The organism is Sphingobium sp. YBL2, from assembly GCF_000943805.1.
GTDB lineage: Bacteria > Pseudomonadota > Alphaproteobacteria > Sphingomonadales > Sphingomonadaceae > Sphingobium > Sphingobium fuliginis.
The window spans coordinates 4668744-4686987 of record NZ_CP010954.1 but is presented as its reverse complement, the minus strand read 5'-3'; the positions used below and the strand labels follow the sequence as shown (position 1 = coordinate 4686987).

Genomic DNA, 18244 nt, shown 5'->3' with positions numbered 1-18244 from the left:
ATGGACCAGGACACCGTCCGGCACATGTTCATCGTCGGCCTGCGCGACGCCCATGCCGTCGAGCATCAGGCGCTGGGCATCATGGACCGGCAGATCGAGCATCTCGCCCAATATACCGAGGTCGAGGCGCGGCTTCGCAGCCACAGGGGCGAAACCGAACGCCAGATAGAAGGGCTGGAGGGCATATTGGACGCGCTGGGCGACAGTCCGTCGGCCATCAAGGACGCGGCGCTGAAGTTCCGGGGCAGCGTTGCTGCGCTGTCCCACGCGCTGGCGCCGGACGAGGTCATCAAGAACAGCCTCGCCAACTATGCGTTCGAGAATTATGAGGCGGCGGCCTACAAGGCCCTGATCGCCATGGCCAGGGCGGGCGGGTTCGAGGCGGCCATTCCCGTGCTGGAGGAAAGCCTGCGCGAAGAACTGGCGATGGCCACGTTCCTGGACGAGATGCTGCCCAGGGTGATCGACAGGTTCCTCGCGCTGCGCAGCCAAGGAGAGCAGGCCAGCCATTGAGCATCGACCTGTCGCCGGTTCTGGCCGGCACGATTGCAAGCCTGCTGGCAGGCGCGGCGACCGGCTTGGGCGGATTGCCCATGTTGGGCATCGGCCGGTCGGCGGCGCGCTGTCAGGGCGTGATGCTGGGATTTGCGGCGGGCGTGATGCTCGCCGCTTCCTTCTTCTCTCTGATCGTGCCCGCCATCGGCATATTGGACCGGCAGGGCATCGGCTCCTGGCCGGCGGCGGCCATGATTGCCGTGGCGGTTCTGGTCGGCGGGGCGCTGCTGCTTGCCCTCGGGCGCTTTTCCGTCGAGCGTTTCACCAGTGAGGAGGGGCTGGACCGGACGGGCCATCGCATCTGGCTGCTGGTCGCGGCGATCACGCTGCATAACGCGCCGGAGGGGCTGGCGGTCGGCGTCAGCTTCGCGCGGGATGCGGGGGGAGAGGGCTATGCCACGGCCCTGGGCATCGGAATCCAGAACATACCCGAAGGTTTCGCCGTGGGCAGCGCGTTGGCGTTGCGCTATCCGCCGCTCCTGGCCTTTGCCGGGGCGCTGGCATCGGGACTGGTGGAACCGGTATTCGGTGCGCTGGGCGCGACGCTGGTGCATCGCTTCGCCATGCTGTTGCCGATCGCCCTGTGCCTTGCGGCGGGGGCGATGATCAGCGTCGTGATGAGCCAGATCGCCCCTGAACTTGGCGAGGACGGGCATGCCGCCCAGGGAAGCCTGCTGATCGGCCTTGCGGTGATGACCTGCCTCGACGTCGCACTCGGTTGAGGGCGTTCAGCGGCCCGGCGACCGCAGCGTGAGCGCTGCGGGATAGAGAAGCGCCATGCCGCAAATGGCCAGCAGGACGATGAGCATCAGCATGGCCATGAACGCGCCGACCCGGCGACGACGCAGCGCGACGAGGATGCCGGTCAATCCCGCCAGCGCGACCGCCGCGACGATGGCTATGATGATCATGCCGCCTGCCTGCCCGACTTGATCATGCCGGGAATCGGGTGTTTCGCGACCAGCCTGCGCCGTCGTTCATCCTTGTTGATCATGCTGCGCCTTGCCATGCTGTTTTGTCGCAAATCTTCCGATGAAGAAGCGCGGATGAAAGAAGATGTCATCAACACAGATGAATCCGGAGGCGATTTCTTCCCCATTCATGGGTTGCGCTAACATAGGAAAGGATGTGTTTCCGCGTTCCGGCAAAGGCGATTCCGCGCTAAGATGGATCAGCGTCCATTCCGATGCGGTCGGGGCGGTTCCGCTCTACTCTTCTCCTCATCGTCCGGCTCGCCCGTGATCATCCGCAGGCCGCCCCCTCTTACCGATGCGCCGCTCCTGCCATTGAACGGGGCGGATGGAAGGACATGATGGCCCGCGAACCGACCAGCGCCACCCGGAATTTCGCTCATCCCATAGCAGGAGAGGAGCCGACGCCCGGCGACACCGCCATCCACAACTACACGATCAATTTCGGACCGCAGCATCCGTCGGCCCATGGCGTGCTTCGACTGGTGCTGGAACTGGATGGGGAAGTGGTGGAGCGGGTCGACCCGCATCTCGGCCTGCTGCATCGCGGCACGGAAAAGCTGATAGAATATAAGACCTATTTGCAGGCGCTCCCCTATTTCGATCGCCTCGACTATGTATCTCCCCTTTGTCAGGAGCATAGCTTCGTTCTGGCGATAGAGAAGCTGCTCAATCTGGAAGTTCCCATGCGCGGCCAATATCTGCGGGTATTGTTCGCGGAAATGACGCGGATCAAGAATCATTTGCTCTCCGTGGGCGCACATATCATGGACGTCGGGGCGATGACTCCCAATCTCTGGCTGCTTGAGCTTCGGGAACAGCTCATGGGCTTTTACGAGCGGGCATCGGGCGCGCGGATGCATGCGGCCTGGTTCCGGCCGGGCGGGGTGCGCGTGGACGTGCCGGAAAAGCTGCTCGACGACATAGGGGCATGGCTGGACCATTATTCCACCATGTTCGAGGATGCCGTCGGCCTTGCCATCGACAACCCGATCTTCAAGGCGCGCAATGTCGACATCAGCGCGGTTTCAAAGGAGGATGCGCTGCGCTGGGGCTTTTCAGGGCCGATGCTGCGCGCCTGCGGCGTACCGTGGGACTTGCGCCGGAGCCAGCCCTATGACGTCTATGACCGGATGGATTTCGACATACCGGTGGGCAGCCGGGGCGATTGCTACGACCGGCTGCTGGTGCGCGTGGAGGAGGTGCGGCAATCCGCCCGCATCATGCGCCAGTGCCTGAACGCCATGCCCGGCGGACGCGTGTCGAGCGACAACAACAAGGTGGTGCCGCCGCGACGGGCCGAGATGAAGCGGTCGATGGAAGCGCTCATCCATCATTTCAAACTCTACAGCGAGGGTTTCCACGTTCCGGCGGGGGAAGTCTATGTCGCGACCGAAAGCCCCAAGGGGGAATTCGGCGTCTATCTGGTCGCCGACGGCACGGACGCCCCCTATCGCTGCAAGATCAGGCCGACCGGATTCAGCCATCTTCAGGCGATGGATTTCCTGACGCGCGGCCATATGCTGGCCGATGTGACGGCGATATTGGGATCGCTGGACATCGTGTTCGGAGAGATCGACCGCTAGCGCCAAATCGACATTCAGCCCTGACGGCCTGCAAATGACGCTTTTCCGTGCTTCCGGTGCTCACCTACCTTGAGTAGGCTGCGCTCCGGGTCACCGAAAACCACCATTTTCGGCTCGTCATCATCTGAATGTCGATTGGCTCTAGGCGGGAACCGGCCGGTTCAGCCGCGCGGTTCGCCCTCTTCCGACAGGGCGGCGATGACGCGGGCGGCCTTGGCCACGCCCTCCGCCCTGCACTGTTCGCGCGCTTCCGACGCGATGCTCTGCGCGTCCTGGGTGGTGATCAGGCCCTTCTCCACCAACCTGCCGACCAGCGCGGCCACCCATTGGACGCCGGCGGTGGCGATGTCTCCGTCGGTCAGGGCTTCATCCTCGATCGTCATGGTGTCTCTCTCCTCTTCAGCTCATGTGCGTCGTCGTCAGAACCGACGGATAGACCAAGATGACGGAGGCGGCCGCCAATATGAGGATCGCCGCCGCGAGCGCGCCGCCCCGGCTCAACCGGCCCCTGTGCAGACCGTAGAGCACGACGCCCAGAAGCGCGGCCGCCACGAGGACGATGATCGCCGTCAAACCTGTCACCGACATGGGCCGTCTCCAATCGCGATGTGTCGCGCTCCATCGTCAGGATGGCGGCGCACGGGATGGGGGAAAGCCTTTATACGCGGCCCATCGGCAGGGGGTTCCCGGGCTGGCGGACGGCCGCGCCGCAAAAGGGGAAAAGCGCGCCCGCGCTAACATAGGGTTATCGCACGGACGCTGCCCTTCGGCCTGCCGGGCGTTGTCGCCGCAGCAGCCCCGCAGAAGGAGAACCTCATGCTTTGTCCCAGCATGCCCCGTCCCATATCGACCGCCCTGATCCTGATGGCGTCCTCCGCCCTGCTTTGCGCCTGCAGCCCCGCCGCGCAGAATGAGAATGGCAGGGTGCCCGGCGGAACGAACCAGCAGGAGGCGATCAATGCCGCTGGCGACATGGGTGGCGCGAACGCCATGCCGGGCATCGGCGCTCCGGGCGCGGCCGGCAACGGAACGCAGCCATGACCGGCGGCCGTTCGTTCCGGCCGGGACTGCCCGCCTGCCTCGCCGTGCTGGCCCTTTCCGCCTGCAACCAGACCGATGGCGCGTCCGAACGGGGACCGGCCAATGGCAGCGCCACGGTGGCCAAGCATTATGAAGGGCCGAAGCCCGAGGGCGTCTCCCGCCCTGACGAGGCGGTGACCACCACCTTCTACATTCCGCAGGCCGCGATCGGCGACATGTATGAGATAGAGGCGGGCAAGATCGCCATGGTGCGTGCCCGCGCGCCCGAGGTGAAGGCCTTTGCGCGGAAGATGGTCTCCGACCACCAGAAGAGCGGCGAGCGGCTCAGGCGCTTCGTTGCGGACAATCCGGTCAACATCGCCATCCCGCAGAATATCGATGCGCGCCGCCGGGCGATGCTGGGCGCCCTCAACGGTTCGGGCGACCGGGAATTCGACAGCGTCTATGTCGGCCAACAGGCGGCGGCGCATCTGGAGGCCTTCAACCTGCAGAGCAGCTATGCCCGGCGGGGCGATTATCCCGTGCTGAAGAAGATGGCCGGGGAGATGGTCCCGGTGATCGCGGCGCATCGCAGGGAGGCGGAGGCGCTGGACGCCAGCTTCGGTCCGACCGCCAGGCCGGTTCCGGCCGGGCAATGACCTGCGGAAATGCCAGGATGGCACGGCCGGAATGCCGAGGGCCATCGCCTGTTTCTACCGGCGCGAACTGGATGCCGACCGGCGCCGCTGTACCCCCGGCGCCGGAAACGCAAAAGCATCATTGGCAGGCCGCCAGACCTGAATGTCGATTGGCTCTAGCGGTCGCCCTTTCCGCTGGCCGCTTTCCCGTCTTCCTTCTTCTTGCCGGAACTGGCGCTGCCGCTGCCGCGCGCGTTATTGCCGCCGCCGCGGCCCGTGCCGGTGCTTCCATGAGCGCCATCGCCGCCCTTCTTCGTGACCGCGCCCGGATTTCCGCCTGCACCTTTTTGCGCCATTCCTGCCTCCTGATATGATCGAAGGATCAACGGAGCGGCGCTTGCGGCGTTCCGGACGCCGGCCCCTTTCATGCGCTGGCGCTAACCCAGATGAACGACTTCGGGAAAGGACCGTCTGGGGTCTTTTCGCGCCCGCCTAGCCGGCCGTCCGCCGGAGGGGCATGGTCATGCAATGGATGCCGCCTCCACAGGCGGCGAATTGCGACACGTCCAGCGCGACGCCTTGAAATCCCGCCGCGCTGATCCGGGCGGCGACGTCGTCATGCCCAGCGCCCATCAGGATCGTCCGGCCGTCGATGGAGAGGATATTGCAGCCCAGGCCACGCGCCTCCTTGTAGGAAACGGGCAGCAGCGTGATGCCGCGCGCCTCGACGGCTGCGAGGAAGGCGTCGTCGAGAACGTCGACGCAGGCCAGTGCATGATGGGCGTCGAGCATGCAGAATTGCGTGTCGAGATGGAGGAAATGCGGATCGAAAGCGTAGCGGAGAATGTCCCAGCCATTGGCGGCAAAGGGCTCCGCAAAGGCATGGGCGCCCGCCTCGTCCGTCCGCTCGCCGGATATGCCCAGGATCAGCAGCCCGCGCCGCGCCAGGCAGATGTCGCCGCCCTCTATCCTGCCTTCGCAGATGCGACGGACGGGACGGGCGCCGAGGCGGGACAAGGCCTGCGCCACATGGTCCGCTTCCCGCGCGCGGTGCGGCATGGCGGGATTCAACGCGACAAGGCCCCAGGGCGTCGCCACGCCCGTATCGCGGGTGAAGCAGAGGTCCGGCAGATCGGCATGCGTCGGCAGAAGATGGCACCGCACCTGATGATCGGCCAATGCCCCGCGCAGGGCGCGATGTTGCCGTTCGGCCTTGTCGACCGAAACCGCCAGTCCCTTGCGCAGGCTTTCGCGCGTGACCGAACAGCAGGGAACCGGCTCCAGATGGGAAGGCGCGCAAAGCAGCACGTCGGTCAGCCTGTCGCTTTCCCCTTCCACGAAAAAATCGCGGATGATGGTGGCGCCCGCTCCGCCGTCTTCGCCGTGCCAGTCCAGTTTCATGCCTGCGCTCCGTGCCGCCTTGCTTCCTTCGCGTTCAACGCATCCGCCTTGCGACTGTATCCCGGCAATCTTCCCGCGACGGTCGAAGCATTGCGCCGCTCCTGCCCCGAAAACCGACGGCCCGCCGGCACTATCATAAGTTAATGTCCGCGGTTCGGTTCGCACCTATCCTTTCCGATGGGGGCCATATTGTCGCAGGCGCAAAATAATGGATCGAATTTTCACCAACATCGCCACCAGCAGTGCACGCCTCATGGGACAACCCCAGGCCTTCATCATATCCACCTTGCTGATCCTCCTCTGGGCTGTGTCGGGGCCCTTTCTCCATTTCTCCGATACCTGGCAGTTGATCGTGAACACCGCCACGACGGTGCTGACCTTCCTCGCCGTCTTCCTGATCCAGAACAGCCAGAACCGCGACGGCGCGGCCATGCAGGCGAAACTGGACGAGATCATCCGGGCCCTGGACAGGGCGCGCGTGGAATTTGTCGGCATCGAACATCTGACGGATGCGCAGATCGCGGCCATCCGCGACGCGTTGGAACGCGACATCAAGGACAAATCGGGCCGCGAAGGGTCGGCCGCCCCCACGGTCGAACGCTTGCTCAAGCGGTATTGAGCGCCGCTATTGGCTGAGACGGCTCAGCCTGAACCGGATCTCTATCGTCAGGCCGGCATCCTTCCACAACCGGACGAGGGTGCCGCCCGTTCCCCTGAGCGACGCCTGCTCCAGCGCCGTTCCGAAGCCTTCGCGATCCGGCGCCCGGTCCAGGGTGGGGCCGCCGCATTCCACCCACTGGATGAGCGCATCGTCATCCTGGATGCTGACGGTGACGTCCAGCCGGCCGTCCGGCGTCGAGAGCGCGCCATATTTGGCGGCATTGGTCGCCAGTTCGTGCAGCAGCAGCGCGACCGACGTCAACGCGCCGCCTCTGATGGCCAGGTCCGTGCCCTTCACGAATATGCGCTTGCGCTCATCCGCCAGTTCATGGGGCGCGACGATGGCCTCCAGCAGCGAGAACAGGGTCGTGGCGGTTCCCGCCGTCCCCTCATTGTCCACATCGGGCAAGGTAAGCTGGTGCGCGGCGGCGAGCGCCATCAGCCGCGCCGTCAGATCGCGCGTCAGTTCCCCGACATCCTTCGCTCCGCGCGCACTCAGCGCCACCAGCCCGGTGGCCAGCGCGAAGAGGTTCTTGACGCGGTGGCGCATCTCCTTGAGCAGCAGGGTCTGTTGCGCGGCTGCGCGCTTCTGCGCGGTGATGTCGCGCGCGATCTTGGATGCCCCCAATATCTGCCCAGCCGCATTGCGGACGGGGGAAACCGTCAGCGATATTGCGATGAGCGTCCCGTCCTTGCGCCGGCGAACCGTCTCGAAATGATCGATCCGCTCTCCCGCCCTCAGGCGCGCGAGGATATGATCCTCCTCATGCAGGCGGTCTTCGGGAATGACGATCGTCACCGGCCTGCCGATTGCTTCCTCGGCGGAATAGCCGAACAGGCGGCTGGCGCCCCCGTTCCATGTCGTGATGATGCCGTCCAGCGTCTTGCTCAGAATGGCGTCGTCGGAATTTTCAACGATGGCGGCCAGCCAGGCGCCGGCATCGATCTCTGATTTTCCGTCCGAACCGCCTGCCGCCCTGGCTGTAGCTGGTATATCCGACAATCCTGCTTCCTTGCGTGCCCCCATTCGGGGGCGATGGCGTTGACTGGCCGCTTATAGTGGCGCGAGGCCTCCATGCACTAAAGCAGGTTAAGCTCTCCGCCTGGAGGGCCTGTGATGCGGCTGGCCTTCAGCCTGTGAAATGGCCGTGCGGCTTTGCGTGGCCATGGGTTCGGAGGTAGCGATCGTCCAGTTCCGCGATCAGCGCATCCGCCTTCTCCCCGCCTTGCAGTTTCAGCAGCGCGTCGATCTTGGCCTCCATGCGGTCGTCATTCTCCTTCGACGCGGGGGAGCCGACATAGAGGAAATAGGCAAGGCCGACGACCTGCCAGATCAGTTGCAGAAATTCCGATTGCCAGTTCTCGAAAGTGTCGCGGCCCATTTCCACGGCATATTGCGTGAATTCGGCGGCCTGCCCATGTTGTCGCGCGTCGTCCACATAGGCGAGCCATCCGAACGCCCAGTGACCGACGATGGAAACCAGGAAGAATATCGCCGTGATCCATCCATAGGCATATCGTTTCATGAAGGCCGCTTCCCTGCATCATCTTCCACGTGGAAGATGAAACGCCCGGCAAGGGATTGGGATCACTAACATAAGTTGGCCCTTGCGCCTTTTGTCTCATGCGGTCGGGCCGGAAGGAATCGGGGGGGGGGGCGGGAGAGATGCTAACCCAGGTCATCGTCATGCGCGTTTCGGGGCGGCTTTCCGGAACAGCCCGCCACGCCAAAGCGATATGGGTCGTCTTCCCGAGCCGGAGAGCGCCGTCATGCCCCACCCCGCCGATCCGCCCGCCGCGCCGCCGGTCACGTCCACGCCCCGCTTCACCGGGCGATCCGCCCTGATCACCGGGGCGGGGCGCGGCATCGGGCGGGCCTTCGCCGTGGCGCTGGCGCGGGAAGGGTGCAGGCTGGTGATCTGCGACATTTGCGAGGGCTTGCCCGAAGGCACGCCCTATCCCCGGACGTCCCGCGCCGACCTGACGGAGACCCAGCGCATCTGCGAAGCGCTGGGTGCGGAGGTGGTCTGGAAGGTCGGCGATGCAGGCGATCCGGCCTTGGCGCGCGAACTGGTGGCGCTGGCCGAGCGGCACTTCGGTGGGCTGGATTTCCTGATCGCCAATGCCGCCCTGACGATCGAGGGCGAGATCGTCGACCTTTCCCCCGAGATATTCGAGACGGTGGTCCGCAACAATCTGTTGGGGGTGTTCAACATCCTCTCGCCCGCGCTGCGCAGCATGCGCCACGCCGGGCGCGGGCGCGTGATCGTCGTCGCTTCGGGCGATGCGCGCCATGCCGAGCCCAACGCCGCCCCCTATGTGGCGTCCAAATGGGGGCTGATCGGCCTTGCCAAGGTCGCCGCGCTGGAGGTGGCGAAGGCCGGCATCACCGTGAACGCGATCCTGCCGGGGCCTGTCGACACGCCGATGATGTCCAGCGAGCAACGCTTCCGTCAGGTGGTCCCCGACAAGGAGAATCCGACGCGCGACGATTATCTGGAGGCGCGCAGGGATGCGACGCCGATGGGCTATGCCTGGGTCAAGCCGGAGGACATTGCGGCCGGCGCGCTTTTCCTGCTCAGCGACGAGGCGCGCTTCGTCAGCGGCGGAACATTGAGCATCGACGCGGCCGACAGCGCCAACTGGACCTGATGCGCAGCGGCGAGCCCATCGTAGGATGGCCCGGCCCTGACGGCGTGCCGCCGCAGGTGGAGGCGGCGGCGGAAAGGCCCGCTTCGCCCTGGCGGCCGATCGGGATGATCCTGTGCGCGGTGTTCCTGTTTTCCATTTCGGACGTCTTTGCCAAGGGGCTGGGCAAGACGCTTCCCGGATTTCAGGTCGCCTGGCTGCGCTATCTGCTTTTCTTCATGCTTGCCGCCATGCTGGCCGTGCGGGCGGGCAGCGTGCCGTGGCGCAGCCGCCAACCGGGGTTGCAATCGCTGCGCGCCTTGTGCCTGTTGCTTTCCGCCAGCCTCTTCCTGCTGGGCCTGGGGCGGTTGCCGGTCGCGGAGGCGACGGCCATATCCTTCGCAACGCCCGCCTTCGTGACGATGCTGTCCGTCCCCCTGCTGGGCGAGGTCGTGCGGCGAAGGCGCTGGACCGCCATGTTGCTGGGTCTGGCCGGCGTGCTGATCGTCGTCCGGCCGGGGGCGGGCGCCTTCGCGCCCTCCGCCCTCCTGCCATTGGGTTCCGCGCTATGCGGCGCGCTGGGCATCATCGTGACACGCCGGATCGGGGACCGTGATCCGCTGTCGATCACATTGTTCTGGTCGTCGGGTCTGGGACTGCTGGTCCTGACTTCGGGCAGCCCCTTGTGGTTCACGGCCATGGACCGGTGGGAGGTGGCGGCCGCGGCGCTGATGGGCCTGCTCTATGCCGCCGCGCAATTGCTGCTGATCCTGGCCTACCGGCGGTGCGAGGCGTCGTTCCTGGCGCCCTTCTCCTATGCGCAGGTGCTGTTCGCCACGCTGGTCGGCTATCTGGCCTTCGGCGCCCTGCCGGACGGGGTTTCGCTGCTGGGCATTGCCCTGGTGGCGGCGGGCGGAGCCTATACGCTGCAGCGGGAAGGATTTCTCGGCCGGTTGCGGCTGCGCGGCGGGCGCCTGCTGCGGCGGCCGGGCTATGCCGGCAGGATCTGAGCGCGATCCTTGCCCTGTTCCGCGATCAGCCGCATCGGCCTTCCCCGCACCCAGAGGCGATCGACGGCGATGGAGGACCAGCCCGATGGCAGCGTCACGGGGCGGTGGGGCCATGCCTCCGGACTGTCGCCGCTGATGCGGAGGCCGGGCAGTCCCAACAGCATCGTCATCAGCATGCCGCCGATATTGGCGAGGAAGGGGCCGGCGGGCACGGCCGAGTCCGGATGGTCGACGCGATATTCCAGGCATTGGTGGAACCGTCCCGCATCATAGGCGGCATAGCCCTCCTCGAACAGGTCGAGCGCCAGCTTCCGGTCGCCCGCCATGGCCGCCCAGGCGGGATAGAAGGCGGCCAGCATGGGCGATCCCACATAATCGCGCCAGCGGGACAGGAAGAAGTCCAGCGTCGCCTGCCGCTCCCTTTCGCCTGCGGGATAGTCCATCGGGAACAGGCCCGCCAGCGGACTGGGCGTGGCGCCCTTGTCCTCGTCGATCCGGAAGTCTTCATGCGCGGGAATGACCCCGTCGCTCCGGCGCGGCAGATAGAGCGCGTCCAGCATGTCCTGCCAGGCCGCCGGGATGTCGGCGCCGATGCCGGCGCCGATCCGGATCGCGCGCTTCAGCAGGTCGGCGGCCGTCATCAGGGTGAAGCTGTCATTGTCCGGCGGATCCGGCACTTCGGCGGGGCCAGTGGCGCAGGGCAGCTCTGCGCCGCGCTGGGTGCGTTCCAGCCTCCCGGTCAGCCAGTCGGCAACGCCGGCGATGATCGGCCAACCCCGGTCCCGCAGGTAGCGCAGATCGCCCGTGCAATCGGCGTCCAGGGAAAAGGCGCGGGCGACGTGGAGGGACAGATGGGCGGCCAAGGCTGCCGCCGGGCCGTCGTCCGGAGCTGCCTCCTCCCCGCTCAGGGGCGCGGCCTGCCACGGGAAGCGCATGCCCGGCTTCCCATCCAGCCGGGCATGGCGCCGGGCAGCCTCGACATGGCGCGCCCGGAAGTCGATCAGGCTGCGGGCGGCGCCAGGTTGCAGGAGCAGAAGGGGAGGCACGCAAAAGGCGTCGATGTCCCACATCACATGGCCGTAATAATAATGATAGCCCGGCCAATGGGCGAGGCCGAACATGGATGTCGCGGCGGGTGAAGAGCGGTGGGCCGAGGCGTTGAGATAGTAGAAGCCGGCGTCGATCAGTTGCTGATGCCGGGGTTCCGCGCCTTGCGCAACGATGCGGCCCTTCCAGATTTCCGCCCAGCTTTCCCGATTGAGGGCGCGCAGACGCGCCAGCCCGCGCCGCGCGCCCAGGCTGGCGCGTCTGACCGCCTCCTCCCTTGGCCGGTGATGCACGATGGAGGGGATGAGGGCGGCGATCTGATGCAGCTCCACCGGCTGGCCGGCCCTCAGGTCGACGCGATATTCGGCGACCAGAGGGCCGGAGCCGAATTTCGGCGCGATCATGCTGTCATCCGTCAGCGAGCAGCGGCTGTGGAAGGCAATGCCGCAATGGCTGAGATCGCCCTCGGGCACCCAGAGCAGCGACCCTTCGCCCCCGCCGGCGGAGGGGCCGCCGGTGCGCCTTTCGGTCATGCGCCCCTGCGCCGGGCGGGAATCGACCAGCGTGCGCAGCCGGATCGAGCAGGCCTGCCCGGCGGTGATGCGGCTTTCCTGCAGGACGAGCGAGCAGTCGCTACGGCTGGCGAAGGTCGTGACCTCCACGGTCAGCGCCACGTCCCCGATGCGGAAGAGAAACTGGCTGAACAGTTCCCCTGTGCCGAAGTCATAGCTCTGCAGAAGGTCTTCGGCGGCCCAGGGCTGGTCCGACAGCCATGCCTCCCCAATCGCGATGTCGGCGGCGAGCGGGTAGGGGATGGGCACCGCCGCTTCGATCCCCTTGTCCGGATCGGGACCGACGACGCCGTTCAGGATCGCGGAACCCGCCAGCAGGGGGATTTCCCGCACCCGAAGGCCGATCGTGCCGTTGCCGACATAGGCCGGCAGGTCGCTGCCGCGGGCGCCACGACAGGGCGGCGGATTGAGGGGGGCGGAGGTCATCATCCCCGCCCCGGTCATCGCACCTGTCGCGCGGGCACCGGCGGCGCATGGTGAAACGCCATGTCGTCCGGCTCTATGGTGGTGGGGGACCCTTGGTTGTCGGCAGGCGGATCGGGGGGTGTGCGCGGCTTGCCGGGAGACAGCGGCAACATCTTCCCGGTCTTTCGGTCCAGTGCGCGCGCCACGATGATGTCCGCCACCGTGGCGCCCATGACGAAGGCCATCGGCCCCCAGAGCGGGCGGCGCCGGCTGGCCAGGGCGAGCGCCGCAAGATCGAGGGCATCGCCCGCCACGCGGTTCCAGACCCGCGTGGAATGCGCCGGCGCCGCGAGGATGCCTGCGCCGGCGAGCAGCTCGCGCGCTCCGAACAGCCTTATCGTCGCACGGGCGGCGGCATGGTCCTGCCCCAGCCGCCTCGCAATGGCGCGTGGCCGTGCGACTTCCGCCAGTCCCAGACCGATGGAGAAAAGACCGAGGCCAAGGCTCCAGTTCTTCGGTGTCATGTGCAGACAGCCTCCTCGGCGGAAGAACGGCGGCTCGCGCGGGCAGGTTCCCCGATGCCGGGGCAAGCCATATAATGCAGGTTAGAGCGGCCGCCTTATATTCCGGTGCAATCCTGTTCCCATCCGGAAGAGAAATATATCGGCATCGAAGATCAGGCGTTGACCTTGGCGGAGGATGCGACAGTCGGCATCCGCATCATCCAAGTGGAACACAGTCGCCATATGATTCGTTCTCGTGGCCTCAAGAAACGAATACAGGAGAGTATATGCGTGAGATCAGCTTTTCCATGCGTGCTTTCGCTGCTGCATCGGCCCTGTTCCTGGCAAGCACGCCCGCGCTGGCGGGCGATGAAGAACGCGCGCTTGCGGCGATTGCGCAGGCCCAGGGGAAAATCGATGCGGCGGGCAAGTTGAAGGCCGGCGACTTCGATCCGGCGGTGTTGGCGAAGGCCCAGGCGTCCCTGCGTCTGGCGCAGGAGCATCTCAAGAGCGGCAAGGAACAGGCCGCCATCCGGACGGCGGTGGAAGCGCAGCAATTCGCGGACACTGCCATCGGTGAAAGCCGGCTGCGCGCCGATGCCGACGCCCAGGTGCATGCATCGACGGCCGTGGCCGCGCAGCAGGATGCCGCGGCGGCCAATGCGCGCGCCGAAGCCGCCGAGCGCGCAGCGGCTTCCGCGGCCGCAGACGCCCGCGCCGCCCGCGCCGCCGCAGCGGTGCCCGCGCCCGCGACCACTACGGTGACCACGGAAACCGTGAAGACCACCCCTACTGCGACGCGCAAGGCCGCTCCGGTCAAGCGCAAGGTGGTGCAGCGCACGACGAGCCCGGCCCGCGCTTCCGTGGTGGAGAAGACGACCACGACCGTCACCCAGCGCTGACGGCCGACGCCGGACCCCGGACATGGCGGCTTCCTGAGCGGAGCCGCCATGTTTCATGCACGGGAATGGATCGCGTCGGAACAATCGCAGGCGGCGCGACTTATCCAGCCTGACTTAGCGACAGCGAGGCCGATCATGTTGTGGACCATCCTTATCATCCTCCTCATCCTCTGGGCATTGGGCGCATTCATCGTGCCGGTGGGCGGGGGACTGATCCACCTGCTGCTGGTATTGGCGTTGGTCGTCCTCGTCTATCAGCTTGTGGCGGGCCGACGGGTTCCCTGATCGTTTCACCAGGATGATTGTCGGCACCCGTCCGGCAGTCATCATGGTCGTTTCCTGCAGAGTTGATCCGGATCAGTAAGATTTTCAGGAACGCTCGCCTGTCCCGGGATTTTTAGCCATGATGAATGAGAGGTTTTATCGTGGCGACACAATGGGAATATCACGGGTCACAATTTCTGCAGCAGCCGTTTCAGGAGGAACTTACCTACTGGAATCGTGAACGGCTTTCGCCAGCATTTCCTTCGGACATGACGGCGGAGAGATTCGACCGCGATCGGCGGATGCTTCGTCTGGAGCATGGCTTTATCGAGGAGCTACGCGCGGAGGTTCGCGAGGAAGCGGCGCAGGCGCCGACCGACCCGGACGGGTTCATCGCCTGGTTCGAAGGACTGAAGGAAAGCGGACCCGGCCAGAAGGACGCGCTTTTCCCCTGGCTGGCGCAGGAGGCGAGCCGGGACGAGATTCGATGGTTCCTTTCGCAGGAAGCGGCGGGGGAAGCGGGTTTCGACGATCTGGTCGCCCTGACTCAGGTGAAGCTGCCGCCGCGCGCCAAGCTGGAACTGGCGCGCAACTATTGGGACGAGATGGGCCGCGGCAATGCCAAGGGCATGCACGGCCCGATGCTGGGCCAGCTGGTCGACATACTCCACCTCGACATCGGGGTCGAGAGCACGGTCTGGCAGAGCCTGGCCCTCGCCAATGCGATGACGGCGATGGCGACGTCGCGCTGTTATGCCTGGCACAGCGTCGGCGCGCTGGGCGTGATCGAACTGACCGCGCCCGGCCGTTCCGCCCATACCGCCCAGGGCCTGCGCCGCATCGGGCTCAGCGGCAGCGAAAGGCGCTATTTCGATCTGCATGCCGTGCTGGACGTCAAGCATAGCCGCGACTGGAACGACGAAGCCATAGTGCCGCTCGTCGCCGAAGACCCACGGCGGGCGACGGCGATGGCGGAAGGCGCGCTGATCCGCCTTCAATGCGGGGAGCGTTGTTTCGAGCGCTATCGCGCGCATTTCGGATTGGGATGAGGCGCCATGGCGGCAAATCCCAAAATCCTGCTGGTGGAGGACGATCCGGCGATAGCGGGCATCATCGCGGACCTGCTGGAAGACGCGGATTATGAGGTGGACGGTCCATATGCCAGCCTGGCGGACGGCATGGCGGCGGTCGCGGCGGACTTCCCGGCGGGCGCGGTGCTCGACGTGCGGGTGAGGGATGGGGATGTCGGTCTGCTCGCCGACGATCTGGACCGATATGACATCCCTTATCTGTTCTGCACCGGCGCCTTTGCGCATCCTGCCGTCAACGCTCATCCCGGCGCTCCGCTCGTGCCCAAATGGGCCTTGTCCCGCCAGTTGATCGATGCCCTGCGCCGGATCGTGCATTAGAATGAGGATGGCCCGCCATGAGCGCATCGGATGGGAAGGGCGATACGGCGGAAACCCTGTCGCCCATCATTCCCGAAGATATTGAGAATGCCGCCGCCGCGTTGCTGAAGGACTGTTGTTCCGCCGAACTGACACTGGCGACGGCGGAAAGCTGCACGGGCGGGCTGCTGGCGTCGCTGCTGACCGATGTGGAGGGCGCGAGCCATGCCTTCGAACGCGGCTTCGTCGTCTATAGCGAGGATGCCAAATGCGAATTGCTGGGCATCCGCAGCGAGCGGATCGCAGCCTGCGGTGCGGTCAGCCGGGAGGTCGCCATGGCGATGGCCGATGGCGCGATCGAACGGTCCCATGCGGACATCGCGCTTGCCATAACGGGCTATGCCGGCGCGGCCCCGCCCGGGGAAGAAGCGGGCCTGGTCCATTTCGCCTGCGCCGCACGAGGCGGGCCGACCGAGCATCGGGAAGAGCATTTCGGGGACATAGGGCGAGGACCCGTGCGGATCAGGTCCATCCGGGTCGCGCTCGAGATGATGAGGCATGCCCTTGAGCGAGGTTGAAAGGTTCGCGTCGATCCATAGCCACGGCCTTGTCCGTGTCGCGGCGGCGACGCCCAAGGGCAGCGTTGGCGATGTCGGAGCCAATGCACAGGCGATCCGGACGCTTGCGCGGCAGGCGGCGGGCGGCGCGGCCGACCTCCTGCTGTTTCCCGAGCTATGCCTGTCATCCTATGCGATCGACGACCTGCACCTGCAGGAAGCGCTGCTCGACCGGGTGGAACGGGAGGCGGCGGCGCTGATCGAGGCGAGCGCCGGCTGGCCGGTGTTGCTGATCGGTGCGCCGCTTCGGCGCGGCGGGCGGCTCTACAATTGCGCGCTGGTCATTGCGGACGGGCGGCTGCTGGGCGTGGTGCCGAAAAGCTATTTGCCCAATTACCGCGAATATTATGAAAAGCGCTGGTTCGCGTCCGGGGCCGGTCTTTCCGGGCTGGAAGTCGACGTCGGCGGCCATGTCGCGCCGTTCGGCACGGACCTGCTGTTCGCGGCGGACAGCTGTCCCGACTTCATCTTCCATGTCGAGATCTGCGAGGATTTCTGGGCGCCGCTGCCGCCCTCCACCATGGGGGCGATGGCGGGCGCGCTGATCCTGTGCAATCTTTCGGCCTCCAACATCACCATCGGCAAGGCGCGCGACCGGCATCTGCTATCCGCCTCCCAGTCGGTGCGCTGTCAGGCGGCCTATGCCTATTCGGCGGCGGGCACGGGCGAGAGCACCACGGACATGGCCTGGGATGGGCAGGCCATGGTGCATGAGCTGGGCGAACTGCTGGCGGAATCGGAGCGGTTCGGGGATGCGGCGGAACTGCTCTACGCCGATGTCGATGTGCAGAGGCTGCGGCTGGAGCGGATGCGCAACGGCACCTTCAACGACAATGCGGCCGCGGCCGGGCATCCGGAAACCCGCTTCCGTACCGTGCGTTTTCCGTTTTTGCGCGGCGGCAAGGATGTCGGCCTGCACCGGTCGCCCCGGCGCTTTCCCTTCGTCCCCGCCGATCCGGGGCAGCTTGCGGCGGATTGCTACGAAGCTTTCAATATCCAGGTCGAGGGGCTGGTCACGCGCTTTCGCGCGACCGCGGGCCGGCATTTCGTCATCGGCGTGTCGGGCGGCCTCGATTCCACCCATGCCCTGATCGTCGCCGCCAAGGCCTGCGACCGGCTGGGCCTGCCGCGCTCGGCCATATTGGGCTACACCATGCCGGGCTTCGCCACGGGCGAGTTGACCAAGGGCCATGCCTGGGCGCTGATGAACGCATTGGGGGTGAAGGGGGAGGAGATCGACATCCGCCCCGCCGCCCGCCAGATGCTGGGCGACATGGGGCATCCCTTCGCGCGGGGGGAGCCGGTCTATGACGTGACCTTCGAAAATGTGCAGGCGGGTTTGCGCACGGACTATCTGTTCCGGCTGGCCAACAGGCATGGCGGCTTCGTCGTGGGGACGGGCGACCTCAGCGAACTGGCGCTGGGCTGGTGCACCTATGGCGTGGGCGACCAGATGAGCCATTATGCGGTCAACAGCGCCATTCCCAAGACATTGATCCAGTTCCTGATCCGCTGGTGCATCGCGACCGGCCAGTTCGATGCGGCGACTGCGCGGATATTGGACGCGATATTGCATACCGAAATCTCGCCCGAACTGGTGCCGGCGGGGGAGGACGGCGCCTTGCAGAGCACGGAGGATCGGGTCGGCCCCTATGCGCTCAACGATTTCTTCCTGCATCATATCGTGCGCCTGGGCCTGCCGCCGTCGAAAGTCGCCTTTCTGGCATGGCACGCCTGGCGCGACGCCGGAAGCGGCGCATGGCCGACGGATTATCCGGAGAGCGCCAAACGCGCCTATGATCTGCCGACGATCCGGCACTGGCTGGAAAATTTCCTCTACCGCTTCTTCACGATCAGCCAGTTCAAGCGGTCCGCGCTGCCCAATGGCCCGAAAATCTCCTCCGGCGGCGCGCTGTCGCCCAGAGGCGACTGGCGGGCGCCGTCGGACGGGACCGCGACGGTGTGGCTCGACGAATTGGCGCGTGGCCTGGATGGCGACGACAACGGGGGCTGACCTCCGCCGAAGTCGTCGTGGGATCACGCGGCCTGACGCCGGAACAATGTTTCGAACACGGAT

Annotated in this window: 24 protein-coding genes; 15 read left to right on the top strand and 9 right to left on the bottom strand. The window is 66.0% G+C overall.

Going from position 1 to position 18244, the window contains the following annotated elements:
- Positions 1-513 (top strand): ferritin-like domain-containing protein, encoded by a 513-nt coding sequence (locus TZ53_RS21750; RefSeq protein ID WP_044662690.1) that lies wholly within the window; start codon positions 1-3, stop codon positions 511-513.
- On the top strand, positions 510-1277 hold the full coding sequence (locus TZ53_RS21745; protein ID WP_044662689.1) for a ZIP family metal transporter: 768 nt from the start codon (positions 510-512) through the stop codon (positions 1275-1277). The genes TZ53_RS21750 and TZ53_RS21745 overlap by 4 nt, the downstream gene beginning before the upstream one ends.
- Positions 1278-1283: 6 nt before the next feature.
- Here TZ53_RS21745 and TZ53_RS21740 read toward each other — a convergent pair whose 3' ends face one another.
- Positions 1284-1466 carry a hypothetical protein gene (locus TZ53_RS21740; RefSeq protein WP_044662688.1) on the bottom strand — a complete coding sequence of 61 codons (183 nt, stop codon included), beginning with the start codon at positions 1464-1466 and terminating at the stop codon, positions 1284-1286.
- A 24-nt stretch (positions 1467-1490) separates the two neighbouring features.
- Here TZ53_RS21740 and TZ53_RS21735 point away from each other — a divergent pair, with 24 nt between their 5' ends.
- Together TZ53_RS21735 and TZ53_RS21730 are read left to right on the top strand one after the other, a co-directional pair.
- Entirely contained in the window at positions 1491-1670 is a 180-nt protein-coding gene (locus TZ53_RS21735; protein ID WP_130029755.1) for a hypothetical protein, read from the top strand.
- Between the two features lie 197 nt (positions 1671-1867).
- Positions 1868-3112: an NADH-quinone oxidoreductase subunit D gene (locus TZ53_RS21730; protein ID WP_083198893.1), complete on the top strand. Its 1245-nt coding sequence runs from the start codon at positions 1868-1870 to the stop codon at positions 3110-3112.
- Between the two features lie 161 nt (positions 3113-3273).
- On the opposite strand, the gene TZ53_RS21725 is transcribed toward TZ53_RS21730, so the two are convergent.
- On the bottom strand, positions 3274-3495 hold the full coding sequence (locus TZ53_RS21725; RefSeq protein WP_044662686.1) for a hypothetical protein: 222 nt from the start codon (positions 3493-3495) through the stop codon (positions 3274-3276).
- 16 nt (positions 3496-3511) lie between these two features.
- Positions 3512-3700, bottom strand: coding sequence for a hypothetical protein (locus tag TZ53_RS21720; RefSeq protein ID WP_025550129.1), 189 nt, complete (start codon positions 3698-3700; stop codon positions 3512-3514).
- Positions 3701-3928: 228 nt separating this feature from the next.
- Between TZ53_RS21720 and TZ53_RS21715 the strand changes: the two genes are divergently transcribed.
- Positions 3929-4153, top strand: coding sequence for a hypothetical protein (locus TZ53_RS21715; RefSeq protein ID WP_025550128.1), 225 nt, complete (start codon positions 3929-3931; stop codon positions 4151-4153).
- Positions 4150-4791, top strand: a complete 642-nt coding sequence (locus TZ53_RS21710) for a DUF4142 domain-containing protein (RefSeq protein ID WP_044662685.1) — start codon at positions 4150-4152, stop codon at positions 4789-4791. Before TZ53_RS21715 ends, TZ53_RS21710 begins: the two co-directional genes overlap by 4 nt.
- Positions 4792-4946: 155 nt before the next feature.
- Here TZ53_RS21710 and TZ53_RS21705 read toward each other — a convergent pair whose 3' ends face one another.
- Both TZ53_RS21705 and TZ53_RS21700 read right to left on the bottom strand, forming a co-directional pair.
- A complete protein-coding gene (locus TZ53_RS21705; RefSeq protein ID WP_044662684.1) occupies positions 4947-5126 on the bottom strand; it encodes a hypothetical protein in 180 nt (59 codons plus the stop codon).
- A 136-nt stretch (positions 5127-5262) separates the two neighbouring features.
- Positions 5263-6171 (bottom strand): dimethylarginine dimethylaminohydrolase family protein, encoded by a 909-nt coding sequence (locus TZ53_RS21700; RefSeq protein ID WP_044662683.1) that lies wholly within the window; start codon positions 6169-6171, stop codon positions 5263-5265.
- 208 nt (positions 6172-6379) lie between these two features.
- Between TZ53_RS21700 and TZ53_RS21695 the strand changes: the two genes are divergently transcribed.
- On the top strand, positions 6380-6790 hold the full coding sequence (locus tag TZ53_RS21695) for a low affinity iron permease family protein (protein WP_025550123.1): 411 nt from the start codon (positions 6380-6382) through the stop codon (positions 6788-6790).
- A gap of 6 nt (positions 6791-6796) precedes the next feature.
- Here TZ53_RS21695 and TZ53_RS21690 read toward each other — a convergent pair whose 3' ends face one another.
- Together TZ53_RS21690 and TZ53_RS21685 are read right to left on the bottom strand one after the other, a co-directional pair.
- Complete coding sequence (locus TZ53_RS21690) at positions 6797-7834, bottom strand: PAS domain S-box protein (protein WP_044662682.1); 1038 nt, start codon at positions 7832-7834, stop codon at positions 6797-6799.
- Between the two features lie 127 nt (positions 7835-7961).
- Positions 7962-8357, bottom strand: coding sequence for a DUF6766 family protein (locus TZ53_RS21685; protein WP_044662681.1), 396 nt, complete (start codon positions 8355-8357; stop codon positions 7962-7964).
- 211 nt (positions 8358-8568) lie between these two features.
- On the opposite strand from TZ53_RS21685, the gene TZ53_RS21680 reads away from it, so the two are divergent.
- Positions 8569-9483, top strand: coding sequence for an SDR family oxidoreductase (locus TZ53_RS21680; RefSeq protein WP_052628239.1), 915 nt, complete (start codon positions 8569-8571; stop codon positions 9481-9483).
- Positions 9483-10469 (top strand): DMT family transporter, encoded by a 987-nt coding sequence (locus TZ53_RS21675; protein WP_052628238.1) that lies wholly within the window; start codon positions 9483-9485, stop codon positions 10467-10469. The genes TZ53_RS21680 and TZ53_RS21675 overlap by 1 nt, the downstream gene beginning before the upstream one ends.
- On the opposite strand, the gene TZ53_RS21670 is transcribed toward TZ53_RS21675, so the two are convergent.
- The gene (locus TZ53_RS21670; protein ID WP_044662680.1) at positions 10451-12532 is read right to left on the bottom strand and encodes a glycoside hydrolase family 65 protein; all 2082 of its coding nucleotides are present in this window, start codon (positions 12530-12532) and stop codon (positions 10451-10453) included. The two genes, TZ53_RS21675 and TZ53_RS21670, sit on opposite strands and share 19 nt — an antisense overlap.
- On the bottom strand, positions 12529-13017 hold the full coding sequence (locus TZ53_RS21665) for a hypothetical protein (RefSeq protein ID WP_044662679.1): 489 nt from the start codon (positions 13015-13017) through the stop codon (positions 12529-12531). Before TZ53_RS21665 ends, TZ53_RS21670 begins: the two co-directional genes overlap by 4 nt.
- A 266-nt stretch (positions 13018-13283) precedes the next feature.
- On the opposite strand from TZ53_RS21665, the gene TZ53_RS21660 reads away from it, so the two are divergent.
- From TZ53_RS21660 to TZ53_RS21635, 6 genes are all read left to right on the top strand, one after another.
- Positions 13284-13898 (top strand): hypothetical protein, encoded by a 615-nt coding sequence (locus TZ53_RS21660; RefSeq protein ID WP_044662678.1) that lies wholly within the window; start codon positions 13284-13286, stop codon positions 13896-13898.
- A 135-nt stretch (positions 13899-14033) separates the two neighbouring features.
- Positions 14034-14183 (top strand): lmo0937 family membrane protein, encoded by a 150-nt coding sequence (locus tag TZ53_RS26920; RefSeq protein WP_130029753.1) that lies wholly within the window; start codon positions 14034-14036, stop codon positions 14181-14183.
- 125 nt (positions 14184-14308) lie between these two features.
- Complete coding sequence (locus TZ53_RS21650; RefSeq protein WP_044662676.1) at positions 14309-15211, top strand: iron-containing redox enzyme family protein; 903 nt, start codon at positions 14309-14311, stop codon at positions 15209-15211.
- 6 nt (positions 15212-15217) lie between these two features.
- Entirely contained in the window at positions 15218-15571 is a 354-nt protein-coding gene (locus TZ53_RS21645; RefSeq protein ID WP_025550112.1) for a response regulator, read from the top strand.
- Between the two features lie 17 nt (positions 15572-15588).
- Positions 15589-16128, top strand: a complete 540-nt coding sequence (locus tag TZ53_RS21640) for a CinA family protein (RefSeq protein WP_044662675.1) — start codon at positions 15589-15591, stop codon at positions 16126-16128.
- Positions 16109-18181 carry an NAD(+) synthase gene (locus TZ53_RS21635; RefSeq protein ID WP_044662674.1) on the top strand — a complete coding sequence of 691 codons (2073 nt, stop codon included), beginning with the start codon at positions 16109-16111 and terminating at the stop codon, positions 18179-18181. Before TZ53_RS21640 ends, TZ53_RS21635 begins: the two co-directional genes overlap by 20 nt.
- Positions 18182-18244: the final 63 nt, after the last annotated feature.